At 68.7% G+C, this 16,446-nt stretch carries 15 protein-coding genes; 2 read left to right on the top strand and 13 right to left on the bottom strand.

From position 1 onward, the window contains the following. Positions 1-120: 120 nt before the first annotated feature. The 3 genes from amt to glnA all read right to left on the bottom strand — a co-directional run bounded on the left by amt (position 121) and on the right by glnA (position 3,640). Positions 121-1,548: an ammonium transporter gene (gene amt, locus G4G00_RS17315; protein WP_108751781.1), complete on the bottom strand. Its 1,428-nt coding sequence runs from the start codon at positions 1,546-1,548 to the stop codon at positions 121-123. Between the two features lie 22 nt (positions 1,549-1,570). Then, positions 1,571-1,909: a P-II family nitrogen regulator gene (locus G4G00_RS17310; RefSeq protein ID WP_164275288.1), complete on the bottom strand. Its 339-nt coding sequence runs from the start codon at positions 1,907-1,909 to the stop codon at positions 1,571-1,573. A gap of 321 nt (positions 1,910-2,230) precedes the next feature. Beyond that, the gene (gene glnA / locus G4G00_RS17305) at positions 2,231-3,640 is read right to left on the bottom strand and encodes a type I glutamate--ammonia ligase (protein ID WP_108751779.1); all 1,410 of its coding nucleotides are present in this window, start codon (positions 3,638-3,640) and stop codon (positions 2,231-2,233) included. A gap of 223 nt (positions 3,641-3,863) precedes the next feature. Between glnA and G4G00_RS17300 the strand changes: the two genes are divergently transcribed. Both G4G00_RS17300 and G4G00_RS17295 read left to right on the top strand, forming a co-directional pair. Beyond that, complete coding sequence (locus tag G4G00_RS17300; protein ID WP_108748030.1) at positions 3,864-4,658, top strand: undecaprenyl-diphosphate phosphatase; 795 nt, start codon at positions 3,864-3,866, stop codon at positions 4,656-4,658. A gap of 72 nt (positions 4,659-4,730) precedes the next feature. Beyond that, positions 4,731-5,564, top strand: coding sequence for an META and DUF4377 domain-containing protein (locus G4G00_RS17295; protein WP_108770857.1), 834 nt, complete (start codon positions 4,731-4,733; stop codon positions 5,562-5,564). A 135-nt stretch (positions 5,565-5,699) separates the two neighbouring features. On the opposite strand, the gene G4G00_RS17290 is transcribed toward G4G00_RS17295, so the two are convergent. From G4G00_RS17290 to G4G00_RS17245, 10 genes are all read right to left on the bottom strand, one after another. Further along, positions 5,700-6,308: a YbhB/YbcL family Raf kinase inhibitor-like protein gene (locus G4G00_RS17290; protein ID WP_108748028.1), complete on the bottom strand. Its 609-nt coding sequence runs from the start codon at positions 6,306-6,308 to the stop codon at positions 5,700-5,702. Between the two features lie 10 nt (positions 6,309-6,318). Beyond that, on the bottom strand, positions 6,319-8,397 hold the full coding sequence (locus G4G00_RS17285; RefSeq protein ID WP_164275285.1) for a tetratricopeptide repeat protein: 2,079 nt from the start codon (positions 8,395-8,397) through the stop codon (positions 6,319-6,321). Between the two features lie 56 nt (positions 8,398-8,453). Next, positions 8,454-9,488, bottom strand: coding sequence for an alpha/beta fold hydrolase (locus G4G00_RS17280; protein WP_108751775.1), 1,035 nt, complete (start codon positions 9,486-9,488; stop codon positions 8,454-8,456). Between the two features lie 7 nt (positions 9,489-9,495). After that, entirely contained in the window at positions 9,496-10,287 is a 792-nt protein-coding gene (locus G4G00_RS17275; protein ID WP_108748025.1) for a lysophospholipid acyltransferase family protein, read from the bottom strand. A 187-nt stretch (positions 10,288-10,474) separates the two neighbouring features. After that, on the bottom strand, positions 10,475-11,308 hold the full coding sequence (locus G4G00_RS17270; protein ID WP_164275282.1) for an MBL fold metallo-hydrolase: 834 nt from the start codon (positions 11,306-11,308) through the stop codon (positions 10,475-10,477). Further along, positions 11,295-12,302 carry an NAD-dependent epimerase/dehydratase family protein gene (locus G4G00_RS17265; RefSeq protein ID WP_164275279.1) on the bottom strand — a complete coding sequence of 336 codons (1,008 nt, stop codon included), beginning with the start codon at positions 12,300-12,302 and terminating at the stop codon, positions 11,295-11,297. The genes G4G00_RS17270 and G4G00_RS17265 overlap by 14 nt, the downstream gene beginning before the upstream one ends. Beyond that, positions 12,302-13,321 carry a 3-oxoacyl-[acyl-carrier-protein] synthase III C-terminal domain-containing protein gene (locus G4G00_RS17260; RefSeq protein ID WP_164275276.1) on the bottom strand — a complete coding sequence of 340 codons (1,020 nt, stop codon included), beginning with the start codon at positions 13,319-13,321 and terminating at the stop codon, positions 12,302-12,304. The genes G4G00_RS17265 and G4G00_RS17260 overlap by 1 nt, the downstream gene beginning before the upstream one ends. 5 nt (positions 13,322-13,326) lie before the next feature. Beyond that, a complete protein-coding gene (locus tag G4G00_RS17255; RefSeq protein ID WP_108748021.1) occupies positions 13,327-13,761 on the bottom strand; it encodes a hotdog fold thioesterase in 435 nt (144 codons plus the stop codon). Positions 13,762-13,770: 9 nt separating this feature from the next. Beyond that, positions 13,771-15,822, bottom strand: coding sequence for a phospholipase D family protein (locus G4G00_RS17250; protein ID WP_108751771.1), 2,052 nt, complete (start codon positions 15,820-15,822; stop codon positions 13,771-13,773). After that, positions 15,819-16,445 (bottom strand): YceI family protein, encoded by a 627-nt coding sequence (locus G4G00_RS17245; RefSeq protein WP_108751770.1) that lies wholly within the window; start codon positions 16,443-16,445, stop codon positions 15,819-15,821. The genes G4G00_RS17250 and G4G00_RS17245 overlap by 4 nt, the downstream gene beginning before the upstream one ends. Position 16,446 lies beyond the last annotated feature (1 nt).

Below are 16,446 nucleotides of genomic sequence, written 5' to 3'. Positions count from 1 at the left end.
ATCCACACGGTCGCCCACGCCGGGCTCTCGGCACCCAAGGTGCCAGATCGGCAAGAGATAAGATCCACGCCGTGCGTGGATGCTGTGGCGGGCGACCTTCGCAGGCCGCCCGCCGTTGCATCAGGCCTCGTAGGCCGATTCACCATGCGAGGTGACATCCAGGCCGGTACGCTCGGCCTCTTCGGTCACGCGCAGGCCCACCACCACCTTCACCAGCAGCAGGATGGCCGCGGTCACCACCGCCGACCAGACCACGGTGAGGCCAACGCTGACCACCTGCACCCAGACCTGGTGGCCGATATCCAGATCGGCCTTGGTGCCGCCCAGCGACTGCGCGCTGAACACACCGGTGAGGATGGCGCCGACGATGCCGCCCACGCCGTGCACACCGAACACGTCGGCGGTGTCGTCCACCTTCAGCAGGCGCTTCAGGCCGGTAACGCCCCAGACGCAGACCACGCCGGCCACGAAGCCGATCACGATCGCGCCGAGCGGGCCGACGGTGCCGCAGGCCGGGGTGATGCCGACCAGGCCGGCGACTGCACCCGACGCAGCACCCAGTGCCGACGGCTTGCCCTTGGTGATGGCTTCCACCAGGGTCCAGCCCAGCACCGCCGCCGCAGTGGCCAGCACGGTGTTGAGGAACGCCAGCGAGGCGACGGTGTCAGCGGCCGCGGCGGAACCGGCATTGAAGCCGAACCAGCCCACCCACAGCAGCATCGCGCCGATATAGGTGAACGGCACGTTGTGCGGCTTCAGTGCGGTCTGCCCATAGCCCAGGCGCTTGCCCAGGAACCATGCGCCGACCAGGCCGGCCACACCGGCGTTGATGTGCACCACGGTGCCACCAGCGAAATCGATCGCGCCCATTTCACCCAGGTAGCCGCCACCCCAGACGATGTGCGCCATCGGGATGTAGCTGAAGGTGAACCACAGCGCCGAGAACAGCAGCACCGCGCGGAACTTGATGCGTTCGGCGAAGGCGCCGACGATCAGTGCGGTGGTGATGCCGGCGAAGGTGGACTGGAAGGCCACGAACAAGTAATCGGGCAGCCCGGCGATGGGCGTGTTGCCCACCGAATCGGGGGTAAAGCCCTTCAGGAAGGCGAATTCGGTGAACGAACCGAAGAACGGGTTGCCTGCGCTGAACACCGCGCTGTAGCCGTAGGCCACCCACAGCAGCAGCACCAGCGAGAACACCACCAGGATCTGGCTGAGCACCGACAGCACGTTCTTCGAACGCACCAGGCCGCCGTAGAACAGGGCCAGGCCCGGCACCACCATCAGCAGCACCAGCAGGGTGGAGGTGAGCATCCAGGCGACGTCGCCGTGGTCGAACGCCGGCGCAGCCGCTTCAGCGGCCGCCGGTGCGGCCGCAGCCGGGGCCTGCAGCGGCTCAACGGCCACGGTTTCATTGCCCAGCGGGGTGACCTGGGCCTGGGCATGGGCAGCGCCCGGCCAGACGCCAGCGGCCAGTGCGCTGAGCAGCATCAACAGGCACACCAGATGGAACCGGGCTTGCCACCCGGCGAGAAGGCGCATCTTCATGGGGGAATCTCCGGAAGGGGGCTTACAGCGCGTCGGCGCCGATTTCGCCGGTGCGGATACGGATGACCTGCTCGACGGCGGTGACGAAGATCTTGCCGTCGCCGATCTTGCCGGTGCCTGCCGAACTCTGGATCGCTTCGATCACCGCTTCGGCACGCTCGTCGGTGACCACGGTTTCGATCTTGATCTTGGGCAGGAAATCGACGACGTACTCGGCGCCGCGGTACAGCTCGGTATGGCCCTTCTGGCGGCCGAAGCCTTTCACTTCGGTCACGGTGATGCCCGACACGCCTGCGTCGGAAAGGGCCTCGCGGACCTCGTCGAGCTTGAACGGTCGGATGATGGCGGAGATCAGTTTCATGCGCATGTCCCGATGGTGGATGGGGCCACGGCGCGGTTGCGCGGTGGCATCTGGCAACCACGGGCCATCAGTGCGATGGCCGTGGCTGTTGCACCGGACACGAACGGGGCCGGGACGGCCGTGCCTCTCTCCTTGCACGGCCGACGCGGGAGGGAGGGCGGCCCTTGTCGCGTGTCCGGTCTCTCTTGCCCCTGGATCGGGGGTCAGAGCCCTTTCGCATGCGAAAGGGGTCCGACCCCGGTCTGACGGCGGCTCCCCAGCCGCAAAGATCGGAGGCGATGGCGACGGGTGGGAGGGGTACCCGCCGCCATCGCCGCCCAATCAGTTGGCGTAGTACATCTGGTATTCCAGCGGGTGGGTGGCCGCGCGGAACTTGGTCACTTCCTGCATCTTCAGCGCGATGTAACCGTCGATGAAGTCATCGCTCATCACGCCGCCGGCCTTCAGGAACTCGCGGTCCTTGTCCAGCGCTTCCAGGGCCTGGTCCAGCGAGGAGCAGACCTGCGGAATCAGCTTCTCTTCTTCCGGCGGCAGGTCGTACAGATCCTTGTCGCTCGGTGCGCCCGGGTCGATCTGGTTCTTGATGCCGTCCAGGCCGGCCATCATCAGCGCGGTGAAGGTCAGGTAGCCCGACTGGATCGGATCGGGGAAGCGCATTTCAATGCGGCGCGCCTTCGGGTTGGACACCCACGGAATGCGGCACGAGGCCGAACGGTTGCGGGCCGAGTAGGCCAGCATGACCGGGGCTTCGAAGCCCGGCACCAGGCGCTTGTAGCTGTTGGTGCCCGAGTTGGCGAAGGCGTTGATGGCCTTGGCGTGCTTGAAGATGCCGCCGATGTACCACAGCGCCAGCTGGCTCAGGCCGCCGTAGCCGTCGCCGGAGAACAGGTTGGTGCCGCCCTTGGACAGCGACTGGTGCACGTGCATGCCGCTGCCGTTGTCGCCGACGATCGGCTTGGGCATGAAGGTGACGGTCTTGCCGTTGCGGTGCGCCACGTTCTTGATGACGTACTTCATGCGCAGCAGTTCGTCGGCCTTCTGCACCAGGGTGCTGAACTTGGTGCCGATCTCGCACTGGCCGGCGGTGGCCACTTCGTGGTGCTGCACTTCCACTTCAATGCCGACCTGTTCCAGCGTCTTGCACATTTCAGCGCGCAGGTCGTGCAGCGAATCGGTCGGCGGCACGGGGAAGTAGCCACCCTTCACGCCGGGGCGGTAGCCGCTGTTGGTGCCGTCGTACTTGGCGCCGCTGTTCCAGGCCGCTTCTTCCGATTCCACCTTGAAGAAGGTGTTGCCCATTTCATTGGCAAAACGCACGGCGTCGAAGATGAAGAATTCCGGCTCCGGGCCGAAGAACGCCGATTCGGCGATGCCCGACGACTTCAGGTAGGCCTCGGCGCGCTTGGCGATGCCGCGCGGGCAGCGGCCGTACGGCTGCATGGTGGCCGGGTCGAGGATGTCGCAGCTGATCACGATGGTCGGATCGGCATAGAACGGATCGACATAGGCGCTGGCCGGGTCCGGCAGCAGGACCATGTCCGATTCGTTGATGCCCTTCCAGCCAGCGATGGAGCTGCCGTCGAACATCTTGCCCTCTTCGAACAGCGACGGCTCGACGATGCTGACCGGGAAGGTGACGTGCTGTTCGACGCCACGCATATCCACGAAACGCAGATCGACGAATTCGATCTGGTTGTCCTTGATCAGCTTCTCAACGTTTTCCACGGACATCGGTACGACCTCGGGTGGGAATGAATGCCTGCTGAGGTACAGCAATGACCGTGCCAACTTTTTCTTGGCCGCAACTGCTTGATTTGCAATGGCACGCCCCAGCGGGGTGCACGACCGTGCGCACCAAAGGGGTGCACAGCGCCCCACGCGCACCCGTTTGGTGCGGCAGGGATGGTCTATTCTCTCGGGCTTGTTCCCGCCACCGAACGTGCCTGCCCTGCCCATGTACGACCTGCTCTCCGCCCTGCTGCTGGGCATCCTCGAAGGCCTGACCGAGTTCCTGCCGATCTCCAGCACCGGCCACCTGCTGATCGCCCAGCACTGGCTGGGCCCGCGTTCGGATTTCTTCAACATCATCATCCAGGCCGGCGCGATCGTGGCCGTGGTGCTGGTGTTCCGCCAGCGCCTGTGGCAACTGGCCACCGGGCTGGGCCAGCGCGAGAACCGCGACTACGTGTTCAAGCTGGGCGCCGCGTTCCTGGTGACCGCCGTGGTCGGCCTGCCGGTGCGCATGCTGGGCTGGGAGCTGCCGGAAACGGTCAGCCCGGTGGCCTGGGCGCTGATCATCGGTGGCATCTGGATGCTGCTGGTGGAGGCCTACACCACGCGCCTGCCCGACCGCGACCAGGTAACCTGGACCGTGGCCATCGGCGTGGGCCTGGCGCAGGTGGTGGCCGGCGTGTTCCCCGGCACCTCGCGTTCGGCCTCGGCCATCTTCCTGGCCATGCTGCTGGGCTTGAGCCGGCGCGCGGCCGCCGCTGAATTCGTCTTCCTGGTGGGCATTCCCACCATGTTCGCCGCCAGTGCCTACGCGTTCCTGGAACTGGCCAAGGAAGGCAAGCTGGCCAGCGAGAACTGGACCGACGTGGGCGTGGCCTTCGTTGCCGCGGTCATCACCGGCTTCGTCGTAGTGAAGTGGCTGCTGGGCTATATCAAGTCGCACCGCTTCACCGCGTTCGCGTTCTACCGCATCGCGCTGGGCGCGGCGCTGCTGCTGTGGTTGCCGTCCGGCAGCTGAACGACGCCGGGGCAGGCCAACCCCCTGCCCGGCCGTGATCCGTTTGCATCCGGGTTCCCAAGGAGATCCACCATGAAGCGCACCGTTACCCTGCTCCTGCCGCTGGCCCTGCTGGCCGCCTGCAGCCAGACCCCGACCACCGCACCGGCCGGCACCGGCGGCGATGACCTGGCCCCGGCGGCCGCCAAGGCTGGCGACCAGAAGGCCGTGGCCCATCTGGATGCGCAGCGCCTGCAGAGCCAGCACTGGCGCCTGCAGCAGGCCACCGGCGCCGACGGCGCACGCATCGACGCACTGTTCGCCCGCAGCGACGCGCCGGTCACGCTGGATTTCGCCGACGGCCGCGTGTCGATCAGCAATACCTGCAACCGCATGGGCGGCAGCTACACCCTGGCCGAGGGCACGCTGACGATCAGCCCGATGGCATCGACCCAGATGGCCTGCACCGACGCTGCGGTGATGGCGCTGGATGAAGCCGTGTCGAGCCGCCTGCAGGGTGAACTGAAGACCGCCCAGGGTGCCGACGGCAGCCTGACCCTGACCACCGCCAAGGGCGACGTGCTGGTGTTCGCGGCCGAACCCACCGCGGAAACGCGCTACGGCGGGCCGGGCGAAACGGTGTTCCTGGAAGTGGCAGCGAAGACCGCCAAGTGCTCGCACCCGCTGATTCCGGACTACCAGTGCCTGCAGGTGCGTGAAGTGAAGTTCGACGACAAGGGCCTGAAGCAGGGCACCCCGGGCGCGTTCGAGAACTTCTACGGCAACATCGAGGGCTACACGCATGAAGACGGCGTGCGCAACGTGGTGCGGGTGAAGCGCTACGCAGTGAAGAACCCGCCGGCCGATGCACCGTCGCAGGCATACGTGCTGGACATGGTGGTCGAGTCGGCCATCGAGAAGAAATAAGTAGCGTCGAGCTTGCTCGACTGCTTCTCATGCAGTCGAGCATGGCTCGACTCTACAGAGAGCGTAGTCGAGCATGGCTCGACTCTACGGGGGCCCAAGTCGAGCAAGCTCGACTCTACGGGCGCGCGGTCGGGCTTACAGCGCGGGGTTCAGCGTGTAGGTGCCGTGCAGCGCGGCTTCGGCCAGCACGTGGCCGTGCATCGCGCGGTAGGCGTCGGCCGCGGTAAAGCGCTGCGGCAGGTCCAGGCTGGCCACGTCCAGGGCGAACACGCGGAAGAAGTAGCGATGCACGCGCTCGTCGTTGAACGGCGGGTACGGGCCGTCGTAGCCCAGGTAATCGCCGGCCATGTCCGGATTGCCGGCAAACCACCCGGTGAAATCGTTCACGCCCTGGCGGCTGCCGACCGGGCCGGTGGGCGCGGTCTTGCCCTTCACCACGAAGCCATCGCTGCAGCTGCCGGCAGCGATCTCGTGCACGTCGGCCGGAATATCGGCCATCACCCAATGCACGAAATCGCAGCGCGGCTGGTCGCGCGGCACGGTCATGTCGCTGCGGCCGACGGTTTCCGGCACCGTGGGAACATCCGGGTCCACACACACCAGCAGGAAGGAACGGGTGCCGGCCGGCACCTCGCTCCAGGCCAGGTGCGGGTTGCGGTCCGGCGCGAAGCCATTGGCATCGCCGGCGGCGAATTCGCGCGGCACCGGGGCGCCGTTGACCAGGCTGTGGCTGCTCAGTTGCATCAGGCTCTCCTTATTCTTCCGGGTAACCCAGGCGCACCGCGACCGGGGTGAGCTGGGCGAAGGCGGCATTCATCACGTCGCGGTAGACGCGCCAGTGGCCCGGCGGGAAGCGCGGTGCACCCAGCTGCGGGGCCACCGGCATCGGCCGCTCGAACAACTGTTCCAGCATGGCCGCCATCGCGCGCGGATCATTGCCGATGGCATCGATGCGCAGCAGCACGTGCGGGTACAGATCGTCCTCGTGCAGGCTGGCCACCTGGGCCAGCGCACGCGCCAGCCACTCGGCGGCCTCGGCCAGCGAGGTCATCGCCAGCGGCGCGGCCGAGCCGTAGGCCACCCAGTCCAGCAACATGTCGCGCGGGTCGCGCAGCACCACCAGCAGGCGGCCCTGCGGCAACTGCGGGCGCAGCGACCACAGCAGCGCGTTGTCCCACCACAGCAGCCAGTCGATGATGGTGTCATCTTCCACGCCACGCGCCGGCAACTGCTCGCGCCAGCGCTGCACCAGGCGTTCCGGGGTCAGCACGCCCGACGCCAGGTCCTGCAGGGTGTGGTAGTTCTGGAAGGCATCGTCGGGCGGGGTGTTGGTGTAGCGATCGCTGCGCAGCACCGGGCTGGCGGCCGCCAGACCCGTGGCAACCCGTTCCACGCCCGAACCCGGTGCACCCCACAGGAAGATCGGCGCCGAACCGCTCTGGCGCGTTGCCTCGTCAATCTCGGCCAGCGCCGGCCAGCTGGGCGGCGCCTTGGCCTGCGGCGGCAGCGGCAGGCGCTGCGGGGCCTGCTCGGTCTGCAGGGCCAACCAGGTGCGCAGGGCATCGGCCGGCTTGCCGGCGCGGTCCTGTACTTCGCCCAGCCAGGTACGCAGGTCGCTCTGCGCGCCCTCGCCTGCCTGGCCGATCAGCGCCTGCACACGGGCGATGGCGGCGTCGGGGTCACGCTGCATCAGGCCGTCGATCAGGCGGGTTTCGGCACTCACCCGGCCCGGTTCCAGCGCCACGATGCGTTCGGCCACCGCTTCAGCCTCGGCGTGCTGGCCGGCCATGTCGTGCAGGCGCATGCGTGCTTCCAGTGCCGGCAGGTGCGCAGGCATGGCGGCGATCCAGCGCTCGACCACGGCCACGGCGGCATCGCTGCCCACTTCTTCCACGGCCAGGCGGGCCAGCCACGGGTCGTGCAGCGAAGCATTCGCCTCCAGCACCGCGTCCAGGCGTGCGCGCGCTTCTTCTTCGCGGCCCAGTCGCTGCCAGGCCATCAGCAGCAGCTGCAGCACCTGGCGGTCTTCGGGCTGGGAATCCAGCAGCGGCAGCAGGTGTTCCAGTGCCTGCAGCGGCTGGCCGCTGCGCAGCGACAGCTCACCGGCCAGGCGGCGCATCGGCGGCACGTCCAGCGACGGCTGCTGCAGGGCGACCTGCATGGCTTCGGCGGCGGCGTCCAGGTTGCCCTGGCGCAGCGCCAGCTGCACCACCAGGCCATGCAGCGAAGTGATGGCCGGGTTCAGCAGCAGCACGCGGCGGAAGGCCTGTTCGGCGAAGGCCAGCATGTCCTTGCCCAGGTAGGCAAAGCCCAGCGCGTACAGCACGCGCGGGTCATCCGGCAGGGCCTGGCCCGCGGCCGACAGCAGGGCCAGCGCGCGGTCGGCATCGCCGCGGCGCAGCGCCACCATGCCATCGATGGTCAGCAGTTCCGGATGATCCGGCTCCAGCCGGCCGGCCAGGGTGGACAGGCGCTGCGCTTCATCGAAGTCGTTGCGGCTGATGGCCAGGTGGGCCTGCATCAGATAGGCAGGGAACGCGTTCGGGTTCAGGTCGGTGGTGCGCAGCAGCGCATCGTCAACACCGTCGAACTGGCGCAGGGCCAGCAGCAGCCCGGCCTGCTGCAGGTGCAGCTGGGCGTCGTCGGGGGCCAGTTGCAGTGCCTGCTGCAGCGCGTCCAGCGCGGCCTGCGGCTGGCCCTGCTGCTGCAGCGCAAGCGCCAGCCAGCGGTGGGCCTGGGCCTGGCCCGGTTCGTCGTGGGTCCACGCCTGGGCCAGCTGCACGGCCTGGTCGGCCTGGTTCTGGCGCAGCGCCTGGATGATCTGGTCTTGCATGGCGGTCCGGTTCAAGTGCAAACCCGCATTGTAGCGGGCCGCGCGGTGCTGCCGGTTCAGCCGCCCAGTACCCGGCGCAGGCGCTGGGCCACCCAGCGTTCGGAAAAGCCATCGCCACGCCAGTTTTCCAGGAACCCGCAGTGGCCACCCCAGCACGCGGTTTCCAGCCGTGCCTGCTGCGGCAACTGCCAGTTGCCGAAGGTGGAGTACGGAATGACCGGATCGTCCTGGGCCATCAGGATATCGGCCGGCACCTGCAGCGTGGACAGGCGGTCGCCGGCGATGGAATAGCCGTCGAAATAGGCCTGCAGCGAGCCGAAATCGGTATGCCGTTCCACCAGCCAGGCGGTGAGCGCGCGGATGTCCAGCTTCAGCACGCGGTCGTCGCAGTCGCTCAGTTCGGGGAACAGATCGCGCTTGCGGCGCAGCGAGCCGGCCCACTTGCGGCGGAAGTACCAGTCGTACATGGCCGGGCCGTTCTCGATGCTTTCCATGGTCAGGGCCGGGTCCAGCACGGGACAGACCGAGGCCACCTGCAGCAGCGGCACGCCGGCGGCGGGCGCGCGCAGGGCCAGGCGCAGCACGAAGTTGCCGCCCAGCGAATAGCCGGCCGCCACCAGCGGCAGCCCCGGCCAGCGCCGCGCGATATCGCCAGTGGCCTGCACCACTTCGTCGATGCGGTTGGAATGGAAAATGCCGGGATTGAGGTGATGGGTGTTGCCGTGGTCGCGGAAGTTCAGCCGCACCACGTCGAACCCTTCTTCAATCATGCGCGCGGCCGCCATGCGCATGTAGCTGGATTCGGCGCTGCCTTCCCAGCCGTGCAGCAGCAGGGCCATGCCCTTGGGCTCGCGCCCTTCGATGTAGTTGTGCCAGCCCTGCAGGCGCACGCCATCGCCGCCGTCCAGGATCAGTTCTTCACTGACCGCACCGGTGGCGGCCAGCAGCAGCAGGCCGCGCTGCAGGCGCATGCGGCTGGAACTGAGCATGGACTGCAGGTGCGGGTTGCGCAGCCAGCGCGGCGGCTGGTAATCGGCCGCAGTGAGCATCGGCGGTACAGCCGACAGGGACGGTGGCGGGTCTATGGCCACCGCCGCCTTACGCCGTTTCCATGGCCGCGACGATGCGCGCGCGCGAGGTTTCGGCGATGCGCCGGCGGCCTTCCAGGTCCTGCGCCCCGATCGGCGCCAGGAAGTGCACTTCCGCGCGCCGCGCCGGTTCACCCAGCAGGCGCAGGAAGTTGGCGAAGAAACTTTCGCCGGGGCCGAATGCCACGATGGTCTGCGCGTTGCCGTGTGCGCCGTAGATCAGCGCCACCGGCTGCACCGGCACGCCGGTTTCGACCGCGGCCTGGAAGATGCGCGCGTGGAACGGACCCACTTCGTGGCCGCCACGGGTACGCCCTTCCGGGAACACACCCACGCCCTTGCCTTCGCGCAGGCGCTCGGCCATCACCTGCATCACGCCACCGAGCGATTCGGTGTTGCCGCGCTGGTGGAAGATGGTCTGGCCACGCGCGGCCAGCCAACCCACCACCGGCCAACTGGCGATTTCGCGCTTGGCCACGAAGCCCATCATGCGCTGGCTGTGCAGAATGCTGATATCGACCCAGCTGACGTGGTTGGCGACGAACAGCACGGCGCCGGGCAACGGCTCGCCCACCCGTGACAGGCGGAAGCCGAAGATCCACATCAGCCCGCCCTGCCACAGGTTCACCACCTTGGCGCCCAGCCGGACCTGGCCGACACGGATATCGGCCCACGGCGGAAGCATGCCGATCAGGGTCAGCGGCAGGAACACGAAGATATGGACCAACAGCAGCGGTACGCGGTACAGGTAACGGCACACACGCGCCACGCCGCCGCGGGGGGCCGGAGTGGGGGAAGTCATCCGCGAACGATACCGGAGGGCTGCCATCGCTGCCAGCCGATTTCGGCCATAAGTCCTATTGACGGGGGCCATGGGCAGGAACACGGTGTCCTGTTGACGGCGCCGTATGGCGGTGGGGTGGAGCTTGATCGACGGCTTCTGGCGCGGAATCAACCGGGCCGCGAAGGGCAGTCGAGCAAGCTCGACGCTACCGTCGCGCGCGCGGCCGCCACTGCCCGCAATGCGCGGGCACCAGTTGCAGGTCATCCACCTGCCGGCCGACGTGCTGCAGGCGCTGCAGGGTCTGGCGGTAGGCGCCGGTGTGGCCCAGCAGGGCGGTGACCAGGCGCGGCGGCGGCACGCCATCGGCGATGGCGCCACTGGACCACGCTGCATCGGCCACCAGGAACACCGGGCGGCCGTCGGCCCCTTCAAACAGCAGCCCATGCTGGCCCACCGCGTGGCCGGGCAGCGGTACTGCCAGCAGGCTGCCATCGCCCAGCACGTCGCGCCCCTTGCCGAAGGCGGCGAACGCAGCCGGCAGGTCCACTTCCGGCAGTTCTTCCAGCCAGCGCATGCGCGGGGCGGCATCGCGGGTCAGTGCGGGCAGCAGGCCCACGCTGAGCGCGCGCAGGCGACCGCGTGCGGCCTGGTCCTGCCAGGCGGCGCGCGAACACAGCAGCGGCACGCCGGGAAAATCGAGTACGCCACCAACGTGGTCGCCGTGCAGGTGCGACAGCACCACCTGGTGGATCTGATCGGTGCCGATGCCACGCTGCTGCAGTTGTGCGCGCACGCTCTGGCCGGGGGCCAGGTGCACCGGCGTGACCCACCGGTACAGGCGCTCGGGAAAGCGCGCGGTGGCCTGCAGGAAGGCGTCGGAATAGCCGGTGTCGAACAACAGGTAGCCGCGCTGCGGGTGGCGCAGCAGTGCCACCAGCGCGGGGAATTCGCAGCGACGCCAGCTGGCCCCCTGGCGCACCGCCCGCTGCCGGTGCACGCAGTGGCCGGCTTCCAGCAGTTCCCACTCAAAGCGCAGCATCGCGCCCTCCGCTGCGGTGCCAGTGGTCGGCGAACTGCTGCAATGCGGCCTGCACGCCCACCTGCGGCTGGTAGCCCAGATCACGCCGTGCGGCGCTGATATCCAGGGTCTGCGAATAGCCCAGCACGCCCACGCCGTAGCGGGTCAGGCGTGGTTCGGGACAGCCCGGGCGCAGCCGGGCCAGTGTCTCGGCAACGCCGGCGGCAGCCAGCGCGACGCGGCGCGGCACGTTGCGCAGCTGCACCTGCAGCCCCATCGCCTGGAACAGCCCCTGCACCAGCGCGCGCACGGCCACCGGTTCGCCGGCGCTGATGTTGTAGGCGCGGCCTGCGCATGCGTGGCCGGCGCGCAGGGCGCAGCGCACTGCCTGCACGGCATCGTCCACCGGGGTCACGTCGATCATCGCGCGGCCCGCATGGATCAACGGGAAGCGGCCAGCGGCGGCCACGGCCAGCAGGCGCGGCAGGATGGCGCGGTCGCCTGGCCCGAACACCGCGCGCGGGCGCAGCACCAGCGTGTGCAGGCCCTGCCCTGCGGCGCTGGCCACGGCCTGTTCCGATTCCCACTTGCTGCGCGCGTAGTCGGTGATCCAGCGCGCCGGCGGCTGGAACGCTTCGCCCACGTTGTACTGGTCGGCGAAGCGGAAATAGATGCTGGGCGAGCCCAGGTGGACGAAGCGGTCCACGCCGGCCGCCTGTGCGGCCTGCAGCAGGCGCTGGGTGACCAGCACATTGGCACGCTGGAAGTCTGCCGCCGGGCCCCACGGCTGGGACAACGCCGCGCAGTGCACCACGGCCTGGCAGCCCTGCAGCAGGGGCTGCAGCGGCGCCTGCGCCAGATCGCCGGGCCAGGCTTCGATGCCGTCCAGTGCAAGCGGCTGCAGGCGGGCCAGATCGCGGCCACTGGCGCGTACCTGCCAGCCGTCGCGGGCCAGCGCGCGTGCCACGTGCTGGCCGATGAAACCGCTGGCGCCGGTGACCAAGACGCGCGCCATCAGTAGCGCAGCACCGCGCCACCCAGGGCCAGGCCGGCCCCCGTACCGATCAGCAGGGCGTGCCCGCCGCGCACCAGGCGGCCATCGAGCAGGGCCTGGTGCAGGGCCATCGGCAGCGATGCCGCCAACTGGTTGCCGTGCTCGGCCAGGATGCGCACCAGCCGCTGCGGCGGCAGGCCCAGCACCCGCTGCAGGTGGTCCAGGGCCTGGCCGCTGGCCTGGTGCGGCACGATCACATCGCAGCCCTGCAGGTCGATGCCGGCGCTGGCCAGCAGGTCCTGCAGGAAACCCGGCAGGCGCCGCGCCGCCTCGCGGTACAGCGCGCGGCCCTGCATCTGGAAGTAGTGCGCGGCGCGGTAGGCCTCGGGCCCATCGTGCAGGCGCATGCCGGTGCCGCAGGTCGGCACCTGGCACAACGCTGCGCCATCGCCGTAGCTGCGCAGGCGCGTGGCCAGCAGGGCCGATGCCTGGTCGTCGCTGGCACGTTCGACCAGCACCGCCACGGCGCCATCGCCGAACAACGGCGCGGTCAACGGGTCATCGGGGTCGAGCCCGGCGCTGGGAATATCACTGCACACGATCAGCACGCGCCGGTAGCGCTGCAACGCCAGCAGGCTGCCGGCCATTTCCAGCGCCACCACGAAGCCCAGGCAGGTGGCATTCACATCGAAGGAAGGCACGCCGCTGTCGCCCAGCCCAAGCGCCCGCTGGATCAGCACGGCCTGGCAGGGAATGGCCTGTTCCATCACCCCGCACGCGGAAATGATGCAGTCGATGTCGCCCAACCCCAGCCCGGCCCGCTGCAGCGCATCGCGCGCGGCCTGCGCGCCCATCCACGAGGCACGCTCGTCTGCATCGGCATGGGCGCGGCTGGCTACGCCACTGTGGCGTTCGACCCAGCCCGCCGGTTTGTTCCAGCGCTGGTCGAACACGGTCGAGGCGATGCGCCGGCGCGGCAGCCAGGCGCCGCTGGACACGATGCGCAGCGGCAACGCTGCGCTGGAAGGCACCGCGGCCACCGGGCTCAGCCGTGGCCTGCTGCAACCACCGCCAGGGTCAGGCGGGACACACACACCAGCTTGCCCTGCTCGTCTTCAATGCGGATTTCCCACAGCTGGGTGCTGCGGCCCACGTGCAGCGCACGCGCCGTGCCAGTGACGGTGCCCGAGCGCACTGCGCGCACGTGGTTGGCGTTGATCTCCAGGCCCACGCAGATCTGCTTGGCGGTATCCACGCACAGGTTGCCGGCGCTGCTGCCCAGGGTTTCGGCCAGCACTACCGAGGCGCCACCGTGCAGGATGCCGTATGGCTGGCGGGTGCGTTCGTCCACCGGCATGGTGGCCTGCAGCCAGTCCTCACCGGCGGCGCTGAAGACGATGCCCAGCGACTGGATGGCGGTGTTGCGGCTGAGCGCATTGAGCTGGTCGATCGAGACGGCTTCGCGGAACACCTGCGGCATGGGGCACCTTCAGAGAATGGGAACGAGACCGGCGCCGAATGCGGTCAGCATGCGCACCAGCAACCACTTCGGGCCGACGTTGACTTCCGGGAAGTCACCCACGGCCACATAACACGTATGGAAATCCGGGCTCTGCCGCGGCAACGGCTGCGGGCAGTCGGGGCCGGGCTGGAACTCGTAGTCGGTGGCATAGCGCCACGGCCAGAAATCGAGGATGGGCAAGGCTTCGGAGGCCTTGCCCACGCTGTAGTTCAGCCCGGACAACACCGGCGGCTTGGTGCGCGGCGCCACCGTCCACGCGTTCTGCGGGTGGGTGTCGCGCAGGATGCTCTGCGCCAGCTGTTCGGCGAACACCGGGTCGTCGATGATCACCGCGCCTTCGGTGTTGTAGTTCTCGCTGCGCGGGTCGAAGTTGTGGGTACCGACCACGCCGATGCGGCGGTCGACCACCAGCGACTTGGCGTGCAGGCCCATGCGCGCGCCCTTGCGGGTCACGGGCAGGGGTTTGTTCACGGCCTTGCTGCCCAGGAACGAGGGGCGTGTTTCAGTACGCAGCAGGCGGGTTTCCACCTCGCTGCCGGCGGCGCGACGGCGCGCACGGCCGTTTTCGTAGGCACTGCCCAGCCGCGGGTTGACCCGGCGCACCGGCTCGCTGTCCACCTGCGGCGCCGGCGGCGCATCGTTGCCGCCAGCATTGCTGCCAGCCGCGCTGCCACCGATCAGGCTGCTGCGCCCGCTCGCCTCGCTGCCCGTGCCGGCGATCGGATCGGGCAGCAGGTTGCGGTAGTCCACCGGCGCATCCAGCGGGAACGGCTTGTATTCGAAGATATTGAAGCCCAGTTCGCGCATGTTGCGCCGCTTGTACTTGTACGACAGCGCATAGACGATGGGGTTGTCGGTGGCCGCCAGGCTGTTGCTGGACACCACGATGCGCGGCGGTTCGGGCCGCTTGCGCAGGTCGCGGAACAGCGCCTGCGCCGGCTTGGACAGCACCAGGTACGGGGTCTGCAGGATCACTTCCTTCTGCGCACCGGCAATCAGGTTGTCCAGCTGCGGTTCGGTCACGTGCTGGCCGGCCAGGGGCGCGTCGGCACGCTCGCGGCGGTGCTTGCGCGGCAGGTCGGCCACGTAGCGCACCGAGGCTACCGGCAGTGCGGTGTCCACGAAGCTGCGGGTGATGAAGCCCTGGTCGTTGGCCTCCTCGCTGACCCGCTCCACCCGTTCGGGGCGGCGGAACTGCGCGGGCGGCAACGTCGGCACGCCCTCGTTGAGCAGGGTGCGGCCGACATCGTTCAGGCGCTCGGCCGGCACGCTGCGCGGGGCACGCCAGAACGCATCGAAGTTGGCGGCCATGGCGCGCGCTTCGGGGCCGGCAATCAGCACATCGCGGTCGCGGAAGTTGTATTCGCGGTCCCAGTCGTAATAGTCGTCCTGGTAGTTGCGCCCGCCCACCACGCCGATGGCGTCGTCGATCACCAGCAGCTTGTTGTGCATGCGCTGGTTGAAGCGGCGGAAGCAGCACAGAACGCTACCGGCGTAGTCGAAGTAATTCAACCGCGCCTTGCCGAAGGTCGGGTTGTACACCCGCAGCTGGAAGTTCTGGTGGGCGCCGGACAGCGCGCCCAGGATCTGCAGGTCGGAGATGGCCGACAGCTGGTCGATCAGCACCCGCACCTTCACCCCGCGCCGGGCGGCGGCCAGCAGTTCGTCGATGACCAGGCGCGCACTGTCGTCCTTGTCGAAGATGTAGGTCTGCAGGTCGATGCTGCGGGTAGCGCTGCGCATCAGGTTCAGGCGCGCCACCAGCGCGCCCTCGCCCTCGTCCAGCAGGGTGGCGTAGTGCCGCGGCTGGGTATCGGTGGATTCGCTGAAGGCACGGCCGGCCAGGGCGCGCAGCGGTGAATCCTGCGCGCAGCGGTCGGCGCGCTGGCAATCGACCTGGGTCGAGCGCGCCTGCACGGCGATGGCCTCGGCACGGTCACGCTGGGCGTGCGACAACGACGCACACCCGCTGCCCAGCAACACCGTTGCCAGCGCTACCACGCGCAACAGGAAATTCACGGTTTGGACGCCTCGCTCAGGCGCGCGCGCAATACGAAAGTCACTCGGTCACTCAAGGCAAGCTGCCAGCTGTCCATGCCGTACCGGCCTCGTTGCACGGTACCGCGGCTGACGACATCGCAATCATAGCCGGGTCGGCCACATTCCGCCTTCTCTACCCGCAGCGATTCAGGATGGCTGACGCCGCGCAGGGTCAGCCGGCCCTGGATCTCACCGCCACGTTCGACCGTTTCCGGCCAGTACGGCAGCGAGTCGAATTCGACGAAGGGATAGCGCCCGGCATCGAAGAATTCGGGTCCGCGCATCCAGCCGGTGTAGCGTTCCTTGCCGGGAATTTCCACGGTGCGGGTGAACATCTTCAGGTGCACCTGGTGGCGACCGTCGGACAGCACGTCCACCCGCCCTTCGAAATGCGGAAACACGCCTTCGATGCGCTGGCCCAGCCGCGAGCGCACCTCGAAGCCGATCTGCGAGCGTTCCAGGTCCAGCAGCATCGTGCGCCGGGCTTCGCTCACCACCGGCGGCAGGGAGGTGGGGGTAGAGGGCGCCGGCACCCCGGCCCAGGCTGCGCCGGGGAGCAGCAGCCAGGCCAGCAGGCAGCGGCCCGGCAACGCCAGGCTCATG

The organism is Stenotrophomonas sp. B1-1 (genome assembly GCF_010894375.1).
GTDB lineage: Bacteria > Pseudomonadota > Gammaproteobacteria > Xanthomonadales > Xanthomonadaceae > Stenotrophomonas.
Note: the sequence above shows the minus strand (reverse complement) of the source record. Positions and strands in the feature narration are given on the sequence as shown.